The 17,117-nt window shown below is 37.0% G+C and carries 16 protein-coding genes; all 16 read left to right on the top strand.

Annotation, left to right across the window (positions count from 1 at the left end):
- Positions 1 to 14: 14 nt before the first annotated feature.
- Complete coding sequence (gene guaA, locus APF76_05840) at positions 15 to 1,556, top strand: GMP synthetase (protein ID KUO49985.1); 1,542 nt, start codon at positions 15 to 17, stop codon at positions 1,554 to 1,556.
- A 120-nt stretch (positions 1,557 to 1,676) separates the two neighbouring features.
- Positions 1,677 to 2,285, top strand: coding sequence for a hypothetical protein (locus APF76_05835; protein KUO49984.1), 609 nt, complete (start codon positions 1,677 to 1,679; stop codon positions 2,283 to 2,285).
- 132 nt (positions 2,286 to 2,417) lie between these two features.
- Entirely contained in the window at positions 2,418 to 2,732 is a 315-nt protein-coding gene (locus APF76_05830; GenBank protein ID KUO49983.1) for a hypothetical protein, read from the top strand.
- Between the two features lie 341 nt (positions 2,733 to 3,073).
- Positions 3,074 to 3,577, top strand: coding sequence for a N5-carboxyaminoimidazole ribonucleotide mutase (locus APF76_05825; GenBank protein KUO49982.1), 504 nt, complete (start codon positions 3,074 to 3,076; stop codon positions 3,575 to 3,577).
- A gap of 27 nt (positions 3,578 to 3,604) precedes the next feature.
- Positions 3,605 to 4,900 carry an adenylosuccinate lyase gene (locus tag APF76_05820; protein ID KUO49981.1) on the top strand — a complete coding sequence of 432 codons (1,296 nt, stop codon included), beginning with the start codon at positions 3,605 to 3,607 and terminating at the stop codon, positions 4,898 to 4,900.
- A gap of 102 nt (positions 4,901 to 5,002) precedes the next feature.
- Positions 5,003 to 5,716 carry a phosphoribosylaminoimidazolesuccinocarboxamide synthase gene (locus APF76_05815; protein KUO49980.1) on the top strand — a complete coding sequence of 238 codons (714 nt, stop codon included), beginning with the start codon at positions 5,003 to 5,005 and terminating at the stop codon, positions 5,714 to 5,716.
- Positions 5,717 to 5,965: a phosphoribosylformylglycinamidine synthase gene (locus APF76_05810; protein ID KUO49979.1), complete on the top strand. Its 249-nt coding sequence runs from the start codon at positions 5,717 to 5,719 to the stop codon at positions 5,963 to 5,965. It begins immediately after the preceding gene.
- Positions 5,966 to 5,968: 3 nt separating this feature from the next.
- A complete protein-coding gene (locus APF76_05805) occupies positions 5,969 to 6,667 on the top strand; it encodes a phosphoribosylformylglycinamidine synthase (protein KUO49978.1) in 699 nt (232 codons plus the stop codon).
- 2 nt (positions 6,668 to 6,669) lie between these two features.
- Positions 6,670 to 8,871: a phosphoribosylformylglycinamidine synthase gene (locus tag APF76_05800; GenBank protein KUO49977.1), complete on the top strand. Its 2,202-nt coding sequence runs from the start codon at positions 6,670 to 6,672 to the stop codon at positions 8,869 to 8,871.
- Positions 8,856 to 10,259 (top strand): amidophosphoribosyltransferase, encoded by a 1,404-nt coding sequence (locus APF76_05795; protein KUO49976.1) that lies wholly within the window; start codon positions 8,856 to 8,858, stop codon positions 10,257 to 10,259. The genes APF76_05800 and APF76_05795 overlap by 16 nt, the downstream gene beginning before the upstream one ends.
- The gene (locus APF76_05790; GenBank protein ID KUO49975.1) at positions 10,256 to 11,284 is read left to right on the top strand and encodes a phosphoribosylaminoimidazole synthetase; all 1,029 of its coding nucleotides are present in this window, start codon (positions 10,256 to 10,258) and stop codon (positions 11,282 to 11,284) included. Before APF76_05795 ends, APF76_05790 begins: the two co-directional genes overlap by 4 nt.
- On the top strand, positions 11,269 to 11,880 hold the full coding sequence (locus APF76_05785) for a phosphoribosylglycinamide formyltransferase (GenBank protein KUO49974.1): 612 nt from the start codon (positions 11,269 to 11,271) through the stop codon (positions 11,878 to 11,880). The genes APF76_05790 and APF76_05785 overlap by 16 nt, the downstream gene beginning before the upstream one ends.
- A gap of 194 nt (positions 11,881 to 12,074) precedes the next feature.
- On the top strand, positions 12,075 to 13,601 hold the full coding sequence (purH, locus tag APF76_05780) for a bifunctional phosphoribosylaminoimidazolecarboxamide formyltransferase/inosine monophosphate cyclohydrolase (GenBank protein KUO49973.1): 1,527 nt from the start codon (positions 12,075 to 12,077) through the stop codon (positions 13,599 to 13,601).
- 15 nt (positions 13,602 to 13,616) lie between these two features.
- Positions 13,617 to 14,882 (top strand): phosphoribosylamine--glycine ligase, encoded by a 1,266-nt coding sequence (locus tag APF76_05775; protein KUO49972.1) that lies wholly within the window; start codon positions 13,617 to 13,619, stop codon positions 14,880 to 14,882.
- 148 nt (positions 14,883 to 15,030) lie between these two features.
- Positions 15,031 to 15,954, top strand: coding sequence for a hypothetical protein (locus tag APF76_05770; GenBank protein KUO49971.1), 924 nt, complete (start codon positions 15,031 to 15,033; stop codon positions 15,952 to 15,954).
- Between the two features lie 302 nt (positions 15,955 to 16,256).
- Positions 16,257 to 17,087, top strand: coding sequence for a hypothetical protein (locus APF76_05765; GenBank protein ID KUO49970.1), 831 nt, complete (start codon positions 16,257 to 16,259; stop codon positions 17,085 to 17,087).
- The last annotated feature ends 30 nt before the right edge of the window (positions 17,088 to 17,117 follow it).

Here is a 17,117-nt window from a genome sequence, read left to right as displayed (position 1 = left end):
ATAGGAGGCTGAATATGATTGATAAAGTAGATGAAGTAATCGTACTTGACTTTGGTGGACAGTACAGTCAATTAATTACACGTAGAATAAGGGAGTTGGGTGTGTTTTGCGAGATGTTTCCATACACTATTTCCTATGAAGAAATAATTAAGAGGAATCCTAAGGGTATTATATTTAGTGGGGGCCCAGCTAGTGTATATGCAGAAAATTCTCCTAGTATAGACATGAAATACTATGAAAGCAATATACCTATACTGGGTATTTGTTATGGAATGCAAATGATGACTCATCAGTTAGGAGGAAAAGTTGAGCCTTGTAAAAGTAGAGAATATGGAAAGGCTCTCTTGAATATACTTCAGACATCGGATTTACTAGAAGGAATTAGTGGTGGTCATGAACAGATTTGGATGAGCCATGGGGATTATATAAGTAAACAACCTGAAGACTTTGAAGTAGTGGCCGGGACAAACCATGCACCAATAGCTACTATAGTAAACTTGGAAAAAAAACTATGGGGCGTGCAGTTTCACCCTGAGGTTAAGCATACACCTAAAGGTAATACAATACTTGAGAATTTTCTCTTTAAAATTTGTAAATGTGAAAAACAATGGACTATGAAATCATACATCGAAACTGAAGTAACTAAGATAAAAGAGCTGGTTGGCGATAGGAAGGTATTGTGTGCTTTAAGTGGTGGTGTTGATTCAGCAGTTGCTGCTCTTATTGTTCATAAGGCTGTTGGTGAACAGCTTACTTGTGTTTTTGTAAATCATGGCCTCTTAAGAAAAGGAGAGCCTGAACAGGTAGAAGAAACCTTTAAAAGAACCTTTGGGCTAAACCTAGTTGTTGTAGATGCAGTGGATAGATTCCTGAGTAGATTAAAGGATGTTACTGATCCCGAAACTAAAAGAAAGATTATTGGCGAGGAATTCATCCGTGTTTTTGAAGAAGAGGCTGAGAAACTTGGGGATTTCAGTTTCCTTGTTCAGGGAACAATATACCCAGATGTTATAGAAAGTGGTACAGATACGGCTGAAACTATCAAGAGTCACCACAATGTAGGTGGACTTCCTGAGGATATACAATTTGAGTTAATAGAACCACTCTATTTCTTATTCAAGGATGAGGTAAGAAAGGTGGGAGAGGAAATAGGCTTGCCAACGGAAATTGTATGGAGACAGCCTTTCCCAGGACCGGGACTAGCTATTAGAATTCTTGGTGACATTACAGCTGACAAACTAGATATATTACGAAATGCTGACTTTATTGTCCGAGATGAAATCCGAAACGCAGGTTTAGAAAAAGAAATTTGGCAGTCATTTGCTGTGCTTCCATCTATTAAGAGTGTAGGAGTTATGGGAGACAGTAGAACATATGCTTATCCAATTATTCTTAGGGCAGTTACAAGTGATGATGCTATGACTGCTGACTGGGCAAGATTACCATATGATTTAATGGAGAAAATCTCCAACAGAATAGTCAATGAAGTAGATTATGTGAACAGGGTATGTTATGACATCACCTCTAAACCCCCTGGGACCATCGAGTGGGAATAAAAAAGCGCATCCTCCTTACCTGTACTTGGTTATGTGGCAATAATTACATTAGTATTACTGAAGTAATAATGTTACAATTTTAACATGCTTAAATTTCAAGTTACAGAAGGAGTGTTTTTTTTGAAAAAAGTATTAATTGTAATAATAGCAGCAATTTTTTTAGTAGTTAGTGGGTGTGGTGCTCCAGAAAGTCAATTAGACCTAGATAAGGCCAATATTGAAGACTTAAATAGAGGTTCCAGTAAACAGGAAGGTACTAATAGCAATGATAACAAAGAGGGCCAAGACCAGCCTAAGCCTTACTTAGAAAAAATCGAACACTTCTTTAATGCCAAAGAAGCTCAATTAGGTGACATCGTAGGTGACATGACTATTACTTCAATAATTCATTTAGATAGTGATCCTGCTAACTTTCAGGCTTTGATTAACCTATCTGGTGCTACTACGATTAGTGGTCAGTATGTACATTATGACAACCACGAAACACTAGGTAACATAGTGGTTTTTGTAGTAAATGAAGACTCATTAGCAGTTTTACCCCAACTAGAGCAAGATGAAAGGTACATTTGGTTTAGTTTTTCTAATCAAGATGAAGCTAAAGAAGCTTTTGGAAAGCCTGGTAGTAAAGGCACAGCGACTATTGTAATTGATGACTACCAAATTAACTTTGCGGAAAGCTATGACTTGGGAAATATGGCTAAACTTATAGAAGTGGTTGAGAAAAAATAGACAGGTTTTTATATTAGCATGTTCCTCACTTCAACTAAAAACGGAGTGAGGTTTTTCTTTGAAAAAACTTAACAATTGAAAGGTCAATTTAGTGTTATAATGGAGTAACTAATCATATAGGGGGTAAGAAACATGGCAATTAGTGAAATTTTTGGTGGTATTTGTGGATTCAATACAAAGGTAACTGCAAAAGATGAAGCGGGAAAAATAAAACTAGTTTTTGAAACAGATTGTCCAAATGTCAAAAAACTGGCTGAAGAATTAACTGAAGTAGGTGCATTTAGTGAGGCTTTTAAAAGAGCTACATCAACACTAACTTATGAACTAGCTAGTAAGCATCTACCCCATCCTGCTTGTTTAGTGCCATCTGGAATTCTTAAAGCTGTGGAAGTAGAGGAGAACTTAGCTTTACCCAAGGATGCATCTGTAAAGGTGAGTAGATCTTAAATTCAAATAGCAAATCCGAACATTTATGATAAAAACTTAAATAATGTTCGGATTTTTTATTGACAGTATAACTTGCATTTGTTACTATGTAGTTAAATAAATAACTTATTACTGCAAGAAAGTGTACCTAGGGTTCCGCAAGGTATATATTGTTGGTCAGGTCCGAGTGGTACAGGCACCTTTGTGTGCTACACCGAAGGGATAAAAACCCAGACGGGGAGGTTTAACGCAGAAACTTCCCTTGCCTGGGTTTTATTATTTTCACTTATAGATACAAAGAGTATAAATCTAAATAAGGAACAAAATATAGTTAACTACTTAATTATAAGAGGGGGAGTAAAATGGCCAAGAAGGTTATGATTATTGTGGGTAGTGATTCAGATTTACCAATAATGAAAAAAGCTGTAGATGTTCTACGAAATTTTGGAGTTGATTTTGAGATAGCTATTTCTTCAGCTCACCGTGTACCAGAGCGAACTGCCGAGTATGCAAAAAAGGCTTCGGAAAGTGGTGTTGAGGTTATAATAGCTGGAGCTGGTTTAGCGGCGCATTTACCAGGGGTTATAGCAAGCTTTACCATCTTACCAGTGATAGGAGTTCCAATTAGTGGTGGACCCCTTAAAGGTGTAGATGCTCTTTACTCAATTGTCCAAATGCCTGGTGGAATACCTGTTGCTACCATGGCCATAGATGGAACGAAAAATGCCGCCCTTTTTGCTGTACAAATATTAGCACTAAAGTATGATGATTTAGCACTAAAATTGAAGGAATACAGGATAAATATGGCTAAAGAGGTAGAAGAAAAGGATATTAACTTGTCTAGGATTGGTATAGATAATTATTAAAAGAAAATACGAAAGGGTGGTATAAACTTGATAGAAAAATATAGTCTACCTGAAATGAAATCAATCTGGACTGAAGAAAATAAACTCAGAAAGATGCTGGAAATAGAAGTTTTTGCCTGCGAAGCTATGGCTAAGTTAGATTTAATTCCAGATTGGGCTTTAAAGGATATTCAAGAAAAAGCCGATTTTGATATTAACAGGGTTAAAGAAATAGAAGAAACTACTAGGCATGATGTTTTAGCCTTTCTGACTAATGTTGCTGAAAATGTTGGAGATGCTTCAAAATACATCCATTTGGGAATGACCTCATCTGATATTTTAGATACAGCTTTGGCAATACAAATGAAGGAGGCCTTGGAGCTAATATTAAGTAAGTTAGATATTTTGGTCGGTGAAATAAAGAGTAAAGCAATTGAACATAAATATACTTTAATGGTTGGCAGAAGTCATGGAATTCATGCTGAACCAGTTACGTTCGGTTTAAAAATGGCACTTTGGTACGATGAGATATATAGAAACATAAAAAGGTTACAAGCAGTTAAGGAAGAGGTTTCAGTTGGCAATATATCTGGAGCTGTAGGCACATTTGCCAATATTGACCCTTATGTTGAAGAGTATGTATGTGAAAAGCTAGGACTAAAACCAGCACCAATTTCCACACAGATCATCCAAAGAGATATTCATGCAAGCTACATGACTCAACTGGCTGTTACTGCTAGCTCATTAGATAAATTTGCGTTAGAAGTTAGAAACCTGCAAAGAACAGAAATACATGAGGTAGAGGAAAGCTTTGCCAAGGGTCAAAAGGGTTCTTCTGCAATGCCACATAAGAAAAACCCTATTTTAAGTGAAAGGGTTTCTGGATTATCTAGAGTTGTTAGAAGCAATGCATCAGCTGCTTTAGAAAATGTCGCTTTATGGCATGAAAGAGATCTAACCCATTCATCTGTGGAACGTGTAATAATTCCTGACTCTACCCTGCTTGTTTACTATATGCTGGATAAGTTCATAACTGTGGTTAAGAACCTAGTCATTAAAAAAGATAATATGGAAGCTAACCTTAACAAAACTTTTGGACTTGTATTTTCCCAGAGAGTTCTATTGGCATTAGTAAATAAAGGAGTAATGAGGGAAACTGCCTATGCATGGGTACAGAAAAATTCTATGGAAACATGGGAAAGCAAGGTACCTTTAAAGGAACTAGTATTAAAGGATGGAGATATTATGAGTAAGCTATCTCAAGAAGATATAGAAGAAATATTTAACTATGAGTATCATTTGAAAAATGTAGACTATATTTTTAATCGTGTAGGGATAAAGTAAAACTCTTAGTGTAACTGGGAGTTAAATAAATAAGCAGGGTTTAGGTGATGTTTTCTGACATCTGACTTCTGGATTCTGACTTTAACTAGGAGGGTATTATCAATGGTAACCAAAAAGGATGAGATATATAGGGGCAAAGCAAAATCTTTATATTATACGGATGATCCGACTGTAGCGATAATGGAATTTCATGATGATGCAACTGCATTTAATGGGCAGAAAAAGGGAACCATTCAGGATAAAGGGTATTACAATTGCCAAATATCCGCCATTTTCTTTGAAAAGCTTCAAAAAAAGGGAATTAGAAATCATTATCAAGAGCTAATATCTGATAGGGAAATGCTAGTTAACAGTCTTAAAATTCTACCGGTTGAAGTAATAATTAGAAATATTGCCGCAGGCAGCATTTCTAAAAGATTAGGGGTAGAATCAGGGTTGCCCTTTGAAAAACCAATTTTAGAACTGTGTTTAAAGTCAGATGAATTAGGTGATCCATTTATTAATGATGATCATGTCATAGCTTTAAAACTAGCCACAGGAGATCAGTTAAGTGAAATAAGAGAGATGACCCTAAAGATTAACGAAATACTAAAAGACATCACATCTAAAGCAAAATTGATACTAGTGGACTTTAAATTAGAGTTTGGAGTACAAGATGGAATTATATATTTGGGTGATGAAATATCACCAGACACATGCAGATTTTGGGATGCTGACACAAAGAAGGTTTTAGATAAGGATAGATTTCGAAAAGACCTTGGAGAAGTTACTGATGCTTATCAGGAAGTTTTAGAAAGACTAAGGAGGTTAGCATAAATGTATCTAGCTAAGGTGTATGTTGCTTTGAAAAAGGGAGTGCTAGATCCTCAAGGAAGTACAATACAAGGTGCCTTAACATCTATGGATTTTGAAGGAATACAGGATGTTAGAGTGGGTAAGGTTTTCGAAATAAAACTGAATGGAGATTCCAAAGAAAAGATAGAGGCTGACTTAGAACAAATGTGTAGAAAGCTTCTTGCAAATCCTGTGATTGAAGAATACAGTTTTGAAATTATGGAGGTTTAATTCATGAAATTTGGGATAGTAGTTTTTCCAGGCTCAAATTGTGATGCAGATGTAAAGAATGTGCTTGATGAAGTTGTAAAACAAGAAACAAGCTTCATCTGGCATAAAGACACTTTTCCTAAAAATCTGGACTGTGTAGTGCTTCCAGGAGGTTTTTCGTACGGGGACTATCTTAGAACTGGTTCCATTGCCCGCTTCTCTCCGGTAATGGATGGAGTTTTGGAGTATGCTTCAAAGGGTGGATTAGTTCTAGGAATTTGCAATGGTTTTCAGGTTCTGACTGAGGCTGGATTATTACCAGGAGTCTTAAGAATAAATAAGGATTTAAAGTTCATATGTAAACCTGTATATCTAAAGGTGGAAAATACTAATACACCCTTTAGTAATACCATGTCTCCAGGTGACATTTTTAAAGTGCCAATAGCACATGGAGAAGGAAACTATTATGTGACCTCGGATGAGTTGGAAGAGCTAGAGCAAAATAACCAGATTATTTTTCGCTATTGTACGTCAGACGGAAAGCTAACAGATGCTGCAAACCCTAATGGATCTATTAATAATATTGCTGGAATTATCAACAAAGAAGGTAACGTGTTGGGAATGATGCCTCATCCCGAGAGATGTTCAGAAAGCATTTTAGGTAACGAAGATGGTATAAAAATCTTTCAATCCATAATTAATTGGTGGCAGGGGAGGAGTTAACAATGGAACCTTCTGTATGGAGAAGTATGGGACTAAGAGATGATGAGTATACAAGGGTTAAGGAACTGCTCGGGAGAGATCCAAATTTTGTTGAAGTTGGCATATTTGCAGTTATGTGGTCAGAACATTGCAGCTACAAGACTTCTAAACCTCTTCTGAAAAAGTTTCCAACAAAGGGTAAGCAGGTGATCGAGGGCCCTGGAGAAAATGCAGGGGTAGTTGACATTGGTGATGGACAGGCTGTTGTTTTTAAGATAGAGAGTCATAATCACCCTTCCGCAGTAGAACCCCTTCAGGGTGCTGCCACAGGAGTGGGTGGTATCGTTAGAGACGTCTTTACAATGGGTGCCAGGCCAGTAGCCTTATTAAATTCCCTGCGTTTTGGTGATCTTGAAAATAACAGGACGAAATATCTATTTTCTGGGGTAGTATCTGGAATTAGTTGGTATGGAAACTGTATGGGAATACCTACTGTGGGAGGAGAAGTGTTTTTTGATAAATCCTACGAAGGTAACCCCCTTGTTAATGCCATGTGTGTTGGCCTTATTGAGGCAAATAAACTTAAAAAGGGACTTGCAGAAGGAATAGGAAATCCGGTAATGGTTGTTGGTGCGAGAACAGGGAGAGATGGTATCCATGGTGCAACCTTTGCATCTGCAGAACTAACAGAAGACAGCGAAGAGAGTCGACCATCTGTTCAGGTGGGAGATCCATTTATGGAAAAACTCCTTTTAGAAGCCTGCCTAGAAATTATTGAAGAGGACATTGTTGTCGGGATGCAGGATATGGGGGCAGCTGGATTGACTAGCTCTTCATCTGAAATGGCTTCTAGAGCAGGTACAGGCTTAGAGATAGATACATCTTTAGTGCCGGTTAGAGAAGAAAGCATGACACCTTATGAGATCATGTTATCGGAATCCCAGGAGAGAATGCTTTTAGTTCCCAAAAAGGGAAGCGAAAAAAGGGTACGGGAAATCTTTGAGAAGTGGGGACTAAATGCAGTCAAAGTAGGAACAGTTATAGAAAAACCTGTCTTAAGGATCAAAGATGGAGAAAGTGTTGCAGCAGAAATTCCTGTAACAGCATTAGTTGAGGAAAGTCCTGTTTACCATTATCCAGTTAAAACCCCAGATAGAGATGAAAGGCTTAAACTCAATTTAGATACCGTTCCCCAACCCGAAGATTACAATAAAGTTTTTAAAAGTCTCCTTTCATCACCAACAATTGCTAGTAAAAAATGGGTATATGAGCAGTATGACCATGGTGTTGGAAATAATACTGTAGTCTACCCTGGTTCTGATGCTGCAGTAATAAGAGTTAAGGATACAAATAAAGGAATAGCACTATCTACTGATTGCAATGGAAGATATTGTTATCTTGATCCATATGAAGGTGCAAAAATTGCAGTTGCCGAAGCTGCCCGTAATGTAGTTTGCTCAGGAGCCTTGCCTTTGGCTATAACTAATTGCTTGAATTTTGGAAACCCTGAAAAGGAGGAAGTCTTCTGGCAGTTAAGCAGATCTATTGATGGAATGGCTGAAGCATGTGAGCATTTTAATACACCTGTAACAGGAGGAAACGTTAGTCTATACAATGAGTCTCCTCAGGGTGCTGTACATCCAACTCCTGTAGTGGGAATGATTGGTCTCCTGGAAAATATAGAGACTAGATTAAGCCAGAGCTTTAAAAAAGAAGGTTCTAAAATAGTTCTGTTTGGTGAAACCAAAGGAGAACTAGGGGGAAGTGAGTATCTCTATACAAATTATGGTTTAACAGCTGGAAATCCACCAAGATTAGACTTAGAGACTGAAGGCAATCTTCAGAAAGTTGTTTTGGAGGCAGCAACTCAAAAATTACTCCTTTCAGCCCATGACTGCTCTGAAGGTGGCTTGGCTGTAGCACTAGCTGAGTCAGCGATAACTGGCAGTCTTGGCATTAATGTAACTCTACCTAAATATGCTGAAAGATTAGATGCACTTCTATTTGGAGAGGATCAGTCTAGAATTATAGCGAGTATGGATACTGACAAGATTCATGAAGTTGAAAATATGTGCAAAAAATATAATGTACCATTTACAATACTAGGAGAAGTTAAAGGAGATAGGTTTATCATTACAGTTGAAGAGCAGGGTACAGTTATTGACCTGACCATACAGGAAATAAATAAAACCTGGCAGGAGGAGATACCATGCCGAATGAATTAGTTTTATCTGACAAGCCAAAGGATGAATGTGGTGTTTTTGCTATCTACTCTCCTGATACCGATGTTTCTGCTTTAACCTATTACGGTCTTTATTCACTACAGCATAGAGGGCAGGAAAGTGCTGGGATAGCAGTTTCCGATGGTGAAAAAATTCAATTGTATAAGAACATGGGTTTAGTTTCTGAGGTCTTTGATGAGGAAATATTGGCCAGGTATTCTGGCAAAATGGCTATTGGTCATGTGAGATATTCTACAACAGGTGAGAGTAATATTTTAAATGCTCAACCCTTATTATTTCATTACCTTCAAGGACAGTTGGCATTGGTCCACAACGGAAACCTAACAAATGCTAATCACTGGAGAAACAATCTTCAAACAACAGGATCAGTATTCCAAACAACTAGTGATACTGAAGTTTTTGTAAATCTAATTGCAAGGTATAGCCAAAATCCTATAGAAGAAGCCTTGATGAAGTGTATGATAGATTTAAAGGGAGCCTATGCCTTGATAGTAATGACAGAAAACAAGCTAGTAGGAGTTAGGGACCCCTTTGGAATTAGACCCTTGTGTCTAGGTCGTTTAGGAAAGGATGGATATATTCTAGCATCGGAATCATGTGCTCTTGATGTTGTAGGAGCTGAATTTATCAGAGATGTTGAACCAGGGGAAATAATTGTAATTGATGAAAATGGTTATAAAAGTATCAAAGTACCTACTAGAAGCAAAGGGGCACTTTGTTCTTTTGAATATATATATATTGCAAGGCCTGATTCAATAATAGATGGAAAATCCGTCAATCTCATACGCAAGAGAATGGGGAATATTTTGGCCAAAGAGAACAATATTGAGGCAGATTTAGTTTGTCCTGTTCCTGATTCTGGTATAGTAGCAGCCTTTGGATATGCCGAAGGCTCTGGAATCCCATTAGCTGAAGGCTTAATGAAAAACAGATATGTGGGTAGAACCTTCATACAGCCTTCTCAAGAATTAAGAGAATTAAGTGTAAGGTTAAAGTTGAATCCAATACGACCAGTCATCGAAGGAAAGGACATTATTTTGGTAGATGATTCTATTGTTAGAGGTACTACCAGCAGAAAGCTTATAAGTCTTTTGAAAAAAGCAGGAGCAAAAAAAGTGCATCTAGTAATAAGCTCCCCACCTGTACTACACCCCTGCTATTATGGAATTGATATTGTTAGTCGCGAAGAACTGATTGCTGCTCAGAATGAAGTTGAAGAAATAAGAAATCATATAGGGGCAGATTCTTTAAAATATTTAAGTCTACCAGGTTTGTTAGAGGCACTTGAAGAAGATAAGTTTTGCCAGGCATGTTTTAATGGAAAATATCCTGTAGAAATTCCTGATTGTATAGGGGGAATTCATTCATGAAAAAAGGCTTGGATTACAAACAAGCAGGAGTGGATATTGAAGCTGGTAATGAGGCAGTAAAATTAATTAAGTCAGAGGTAGAGAGCACTTATCGTCCTGAAGTACTATCCCCTTTAGGAGGGTTTGCTGGGATGTTTGCTCTAGACCTAACTAGATATCGACAACCAGTTCTTGTATCTGGAACAGATGGAGTAGGAACAAAACTTAAGGTTGCTATAGAAATGGATATGCATCATACAGTTGGAATTGATCTGGTTGGAATGTGTGTTAATGATATTTTGGTTACTGGCGGAGAACCTTTGTTTTTTCTAGACTATTTGGCTGTCGAAAACCTTGAACCAGTAAAAGTAAAGGGCATAGTTTCCGGAGTAGTTCAGGGTTGTAAGGAAGCAGGATGTTCTCTATTGGGTGGGGAAACAGCCGAGATGCCTGGATTTTATCATAAAGATGAGTATGATATGGCTGGTTTTGCCGTTGGGATAGTAGAAAGAGATAAGATTATAGATGGTTCAACCATAAAACCTGGTGATGTGGTAATCGGCATCAATTCTTCTGGACTTCATTCAAACGGTTTTTCATTGGCTAGGAAAATACTTGAAAAGTATAATATTCCATTTAAAAGAATCAATGATGATTTGGGTAAGACTTGGGGAGAAGCACTTTTGGAACCCACTAAAATTTATGTTAAACAAGTATTACCCTTGTTAGATAAGTACAATATTAAGGGGATGGCCCATATCACAGGAGGAGGACTTTTGGAAAACTTAAACAGATGCCTTCCCAATAATGTGGATATTAGATTAGATATAACATCATGGGAAATACCAACTATCTTTAGTATCCTCCAGGACTTAGGAAATGTAGATAAGGCTGAGATGTTTAAGACATTTAATATGGGTATCGGTTTTTGTCTTGTCATGGAGAAAGAAGAAGCAACTAGGTTGATAGATCAGGAAGATGCTACATTAAAAGTTATAGGTAAAGTAACATCAGGTAAGGGAGAAGTAAAATGTCCAGGCCTATAAAAATAGCTGTACTTGCTTCTGGAAGAGGAAGTAATCTCCAATCCATAATTGCAGCAATAGAGGAAAGAACTCTAAATGCATCCATTGTTTTGGTAGTAAGTGATAAGCAAGATGCTTTTGCATTAAATAGAGCAGGTACTAATAAGATACCAAACCTTTTTCTGAATCCAAAAAAATACTCAGACCGAGAAGAATATGATCATGAGCTCGCACAAAAGATAAGGCAGCAAGGAGCGGACATGGTAATCTTAGCCGGTTGGATGAGAATTTTAAGTCAAAAGTTTTTAGAAAATTTTCCGGATAAAGTTATCAATATCCACCCCTCTTTACTACCAGCATTTCCAGGGCAAAATGCTCAAAAACAGGCATTTGAATACGGAGTTAAATATACAGGATGTACTGTTCATTTTGTAGACTCAGGTATGGATACAGGTCCCATTATTGCTCAACAGTTAATACCTATTCTAGCGGATGATACTCTAGAAGGTCTAACAGACAGGATTTTGGTTGAAGAACATTTACTCTATCCAAGGGTTATTCAGTTTTTTAGTGAAGAGAGGATAGTTAAAGAAGGCAGAAAGGTACGGATAAAATAGAATTGAGAAAGAAAATGTCATAACTCCGCTCCCCTGGCAATTAAATCTTAAAACAAACAATGCAAATCATTACGTTTTTTTCCTTCATAAACTAACAATTGCACAATAATTAATTATGGGTCGCTTTATATGATCATTTTCTTGTCATAGTATTGTAGGTAGAAAAATTTTTCAGGAAGGATGAGGTGAAAAGGATGCCTAGGACTTTAATAAGTGTCTATGATAAAAAAGGAATAGTTGAATTTGCCCATGAATTAGTAGAACTAGGATATGAAATTATTTCTACGGGCGGTACCTTTAAGCTGCTTCAAGATAAAGGAATTAATGCACTTAAAGTAAGTGAAATTACAGGTTTTCCTGAGATTTTAGAAGGCCGTGTAAAAACACTACATCCCAAAATCCATGGAGGTATCTTAGCTAAGGGAACTTCGGAACATTTTCAACAATTAAAACAGCATGACATTGAACCAATAGATCTAGTAGTAGTAAACCTATATCCATTTGAGGATACAATCAGCAAACCTGGAGCAACCCTTGATGAGGCATTAGAAAATATTGATATCGGTGGTCCAACTATGGTCAGGGCATCAGCGAAAAACTTCCATCGCGTTACAATTGTTGTTAATCCAAATAGGTATACTGATCTGATAGATATGTTAAAAGAAAAAGGCAAATCCAGTTTTGAGTTTCGCAAACAATTAGCTACAGAAGCTTTTGCCCATACTGCTAGATATGACAGCATGATTACTAATTATTTAGGTAGTCTAGAGGGAAATGAAGAAAAACCTTTAACTGAAGATATTCTAATTTGCGGAACTAAAGGTAAAACCTTGAGATATGGAGAAAATCCACATCAAAAAGCATACATATATAGCTTGAAGAAACAGGGAAAAAGCCTTGCAAATATTGAACCTATCCAGGGCAAACCCCTTTCATATAATAATTATTTAGATACTTTTGCTGCCTGGGGTTTAGTTGAAGAATTGGATACACCAGCAGCCGTTATAGTTAAACATAATAATCCATGTGGAGTAGCCATAGGTGATAATTTGATCGCGTGTTATAAAAAAGCCTTAGAATGTGATCCTATTTCGGCCTTTGGTGGAATAGTCGCTTTTAATAGGGAGATTGATGCTGAGATAGCAAAGGAACTTGTAAAAATGTTTTACGAAGTAATAGCTGCACCAGGTTTTTCTGAAGAAAGTCTACAGATACTTAATTCAAAACCTAATCTAAGACTACTTCCTTTAAAAGCACTAGCGAAAGCTGAGTTGGAAATCAAATCAATGGGTGATAGTTTATTAGTCCAAGATTATGATAAAAAGGTTATTGAATATTCTTTTGAGGTAGTTACAAAAAATCAACTAAGCAATGAACAGAAGAGTAATCTGCTATTTGCCAATAGGGTAGCTAAATGGGTTAAATCAAATGCAATAGTAATAGCCAAGGATGGTGTAACATTAGGTATTGGTGCTGGTCAGATGAATAGAGTAGGCTCGGCAAAAATTGCTTTAGAACAGGCACGAGAAAATGCTAAGGGCGGGGTGCTTGCTTCTGATGCTTTCTTACCCTTTGCTGATACAGTAGAATTAGCTGCAAGTCATGGAATATCTGCTATAATTCAGCCTGGAGGCTCATTAAAGGATCAAGAAGTCATAAAAAAGTGTGATGAGCTTGGAATTGCTATGGTGTTTACAGGCATGAGACATTTTAAGCATTAAGGAGGCAACTGGTAAATGAATGTATTGGTCATCGGAGGCGGAGGTAGAGAGCACGCATTAGTTTGGAAGCTATCGGAAAGTTCAGGTGTGGATGAAATATACTGTGTTCCAGGTAATGGTGGCATTTTAAATTTAGCCAAATGTATCGATATTGATGTCTTAGATTTTAATGCTCTAATAGATTTTGCCAAAAATAACAAGATTGAGTTAACCATAGTTGGGCCTGAAGTTCCCCTGACAGAAGGTATAGTAGATGCCTTTGAAGAAGCAGGACTAGCTATTTTTGGACCATCAAAAAAGGCTGCAGAACTAGAAGGAAGCAAAGCCTTTGCTAAAGATTTTATGAAAAAATATGCCATACCTACAGCGGAGTATATGAAATTTGTATCTGCAATTGAGGCAAAGGAATATATAAAGAAAATAGGTGCTCCATGTGTGGTAAAAGCAGATGGACTTGCAGCAGGCAAAGGTGTTGTTGTTGCCATAACAGAAGATGAAGCTATCAGGGCTGTAGATGAGATAATGGAAGACAGAAGGTTTGGAGATGCGGGGCAACAGATTGTAGTAGAAGAATTTTTAGATGGAGAAGAGGTTAGCTTGCTTGCGTTAACTGACGGAAAAACTGTTGTACCCATGCTTCCAGCCCAAGATCATAAAAGAGTATTTGATAATGATCAGGGGCCAAATACGGGTGGTATGGGAGCGTATGCTCCTGCTCCAATATGTGATGCTGCTATGCTTGAATGGGTACAGCAAAACATACTAAAACCTACAGTAGAAGGAATGAAAAATGAAGGCAGGCTTTTTAAAGGAGTACTATATGCGGGGCTAATGATTACTAAAAAAGGACCTAAGGTCCTGGAATTCAACGTGCGATTTGGAGATCCAGAAACACAACCTATTCTCCTTCTGCTAGAAAGTGATCTTGTAGAGGTTTGTAGCTCTGTTATAAATGGTACATTAGATAAAGATATTCTTAAATGGCATCAAGGCTATGCTGTATGCGTTGTTGCTGCCTCAGGGGGATACCCTAATGACTATGAGAAGGGTAAGCCAATTGCCATTGGTGAGATTCCCGAGTTTACAAAGATATTTCATGCAGGGACAATTATAAGCAAAAATAACCAGTTAGTAACTTCTGGAGGTCGTGTCTTAGGAGTGACTTCAAAGGGTGATAACCTTGATGAGGCAATAAAAAATGTATATGAATCAATAAAGAAAGTCAATTTTGCAGATATGCATTTTCGAAAGGATATAGGATGTAAGGCTCTTCGGTTATAACTGAAGAGCCTTACGTATGTTAAAAGAATTAATTGATTTGATTGATTATTCTTTCTTTTTAGAGGATTGTAGTTATTTATGTAGAAATATAACATAGTTGCCAGAAAAAGCGGTAAAAATGAAAAATCATTCTGGGAGGAAAGAGAATATGAAAAAAGCTATTGTTTCCGTAAGTAAAATAGTACTATTAACCCTTATATATGGTGTCTGTTTTACTATTCCAGCGATTATATTCCCACTTTCTCCTCACTTAACTATTTCTCCTAGTGAAGCACAAGCTACATCTTTAATGTTTATACTATTCTTATCCATAAACACTCTGGTGCTTTCTCTTCTAACAATCTACTCTAAGTGGAGCGGGTTAAAGCTAATTGGTTCTATGATTATTGTTTTCTTTGGCTTGCAAACTTTTATGACTCAGATAGAAACTTACTTTTTTATTGAAGCATTTCCATTATTAAATAATTCAGATTTTATAATGCTTGTGCTAAGGGGTTTTATTACTGCTGTTCTTTTTGTACCCTTTCTAGTTTGGCTATTAGGAAAAACAAAACCAAAATTGGGAGATATTCAATTCTATAATAGAACTATAATTGTATTTAAGAGCTGGGCTTGGAAATGGCTCTTGCTTTCTGGTGTTTATGTAGTCATATACTTTATATTTGGTTATTTTATAGCATGGCAGTACCCAGAAGTCCGTCAGTTTTACTCTGGAAGTACAGATATTACGGGGATTTGGAATCACTTGTTACATGTTTTAAATACAAACCCAGAAATCTTTCTTTTTCAATTTATTAGAGGAGCATTATGGATTCTCTTTGCGATACCTATAGTTTTGATGTTGAGAGAGGATAAGTGGAAAGTTGTAGTGATACTAATTTTATTGCTCGGCTTGCTACCCACAACCCAGTTAATGCTATCCAATCCGCTAATGCCTAGTGTGGTAAGAATAGCACACCTTATTGAGGTGTCCATATCTATGGCTATTTTTGGAGGATTAATCGGCGTATTGCTTTACAATCCAAATCATGGAATAGGGCAATTTTATCGAAAATATCAAAATCCCTGGTAAGAAATATATCTGCTATCATCCACTAAGTACTTCCTACCATGAAACCATTTCATATCTTTTCCTTCACGCTGTTCTAAATTAAATATCTCCCAAAGAGTAAGATCAGAAGCATTTACTTTTATTAGAGGATTTTGGATAATCATGTAGAAAAAGTAACCTTAATTGGTGAATTTATCAGCAGGTTTGCAAAATTGCTTTTCCGGACAAGAAAACCACTTGTCCTCCAAAGCAACTTCGCAAACCCGCGCCACGTTAGGCAAAAATTGCCTGGGTGAAATTTTTTGAGGTCATAGGAGTCAAAAATGAGCAAACGTGAAGAATATGGAATACAATTGAAACCGTTAATAATTAAGAGTGAGAGTGCTTTTAGAGAACTGAAAGACATATTAATTTTTAATTCCAACTTACCAGGGGCAAGAGGTAATTTGGAGTTAGCTTATGCATTTGCCGATAGCTTAAAAGAAATGCAATACATTGATGATAAATTATGGCTAACTTTAAATGAATGGGCAGGAGTAGCATCTGAAGATACTCCATCAGATAGCCCTCAAGAATTCATCCCTTTTTGTGCTGTACAAGCTCTGGGAGCTATATTTAAATGTGCCGATTTTGAAAAGAAAGAAAAAATTATTGAACTATTGCAGGCTGCAGCAAATGATTCAAGATGGCGAGTTAGGGAAGCTGTAGCTATAGGTCTTCAATGGATTGAAGAGAATGATTTTAGACAAGCAGAATTAATCTTTAATAAGTGGATTGATGATGACGCTTCTATTTTAGAAAAAAGAGCAATTATAGCGGCCCTAGCACACCCTCCTGTTTTGAATGAAAAAGATAATGTACTATTCTGCTTTAAAATTACGGAAAGAATTTTGAAAGACATAATTAACTTGGGGAGAGAAATTCGAAAGACTGAAGAATTTCGTGTATTAAGGAAAGGACTTGAGTACGCAATAAGTGTATTTGTTGCAAAACTACCTACTGAAGGTTTTGATCTTATGAAGGAGTGGGCTCAGAAAAATGATCCTGATATAAAGAAAATAATAAAGTCTAATCTAGGCAAGTCTAGATTGACAAAAAAATTCGGGCACCAGGTGAATGAAGTATTTGTTGTACTGAACGGCAACTCTGCCTAACACGATGATTTGCGGCTCCGGCTTTCGCTT

Origin of the sequence: Desulfitibacter sp. BRH_c19 (assembly GCA_001515945.1) — a bacterium.
Lineage (GTDB): Bacteria > Bacillota > DSM-16504 > Desulfitibacterales > Desulfitibacteraceae > Desulfitibacter.
The sequence above is the reverse complement of the archived record's forward strand: the minus strand, read 5'-3'. Positions and strand labels throughout refer to the sequence as shown.

Excerpts from the sequence above, each read along its gene's own strand:
- APF76_05765 (KUO49970.1), top strand. The coding sequence starts at position 16,257 with ATGAGCAAACGTGAAGAATATGGAATACAATTGAAACCGTTAATAATT.
- APF76_05825 (KUO49982.1), top strand. The coding sequence starts at position 3,074 with ATGGCCAAGAAGGTTATGATTATTGTGGGTAGTGATTCAGATTTACCA.
- APF76_05790 (KUO49975.1), top strand. The coding sequence starts at position 10,256 with ATGAAAAAAGGCTTGGATTACAAACAAGCAGGAGTGGATATTGAAGCT.
- APF76_05805 (KUO49978.1), top strand. The coding sequence starts at position 5,969 with ATGAAATTTGGGATAGTAGTTTTTCCAGGCTCAAATTGTGATGCAGAT.
- APF76_05810 (KUO49979.1), top strand. The coding sequence starts at position 5,717 with ATGTATCTAGCTAAGGTGTATGTTGCTTTGAAAAAGGGAGTGCTAGAT.
- APF76_05800 (KUO49977.1), top strand. The coding sequence starts at position 6,670 with ATGGAACCTTCTGTATGGAGAAGTATGGGACTAAGAGATGATGAGTAT.
- APF76_05770 (KUO49971.1), top strand. The coding sequence starts at position 15,031 with ATGAAAAAAGCTATTGTTTCCGTAAGTAAAATAGTACTATTAACCCTT.
- APF76_05815 (KUO49980.1), top strand. The coding sequence starts at position 5,003 with ATGGTAACCAAAAAGGATGAGATATATAGGGGCAAAGCAAAATCTTTA.
- APF76_05830 (KUO49983.1), top strand. The coding sequence starts at position 2,418 with ATGGCAATTAGTGAAATTTTTGGTGGTATTTGTGGATTCAATACAAAG.
- APF76_05785 (KUO49974.1), top strand. The coding sequence starts at position 11,269 with ATGTCCAGGCCTATAAAAATAGCTGTACTTGCTTCTGGAAGAGGAAGT.
- APF76_05795 (KUO49976.1), top strand. The coding sequence starts at position 8,856 with ATGCCGAATGAATTAGTTTTATCTGACAAGCCAAAGGATGAATGTGGT.
- purH (KUO49973.1), top strand. The coding sequence starts at position 12,075 with ATGCCTAGGACTTTAATAAGTGTCTATGATAAAAAAGGAATAGTTGAA.
- guaA (KUO49985.1), top strand. The coding sequence starts at position 15 with ATGATTGATAAAGTAGATGAAGTAATCGTACTTGACTTTGGTGGACAG.
- APF76_05775 (KUO49972.1), top strand. The coding sequence starts at position 13,617 with ATGAATGTATTGGTCATCGGAGGCGGAGGTAGAGAGCACGCATTAGTT.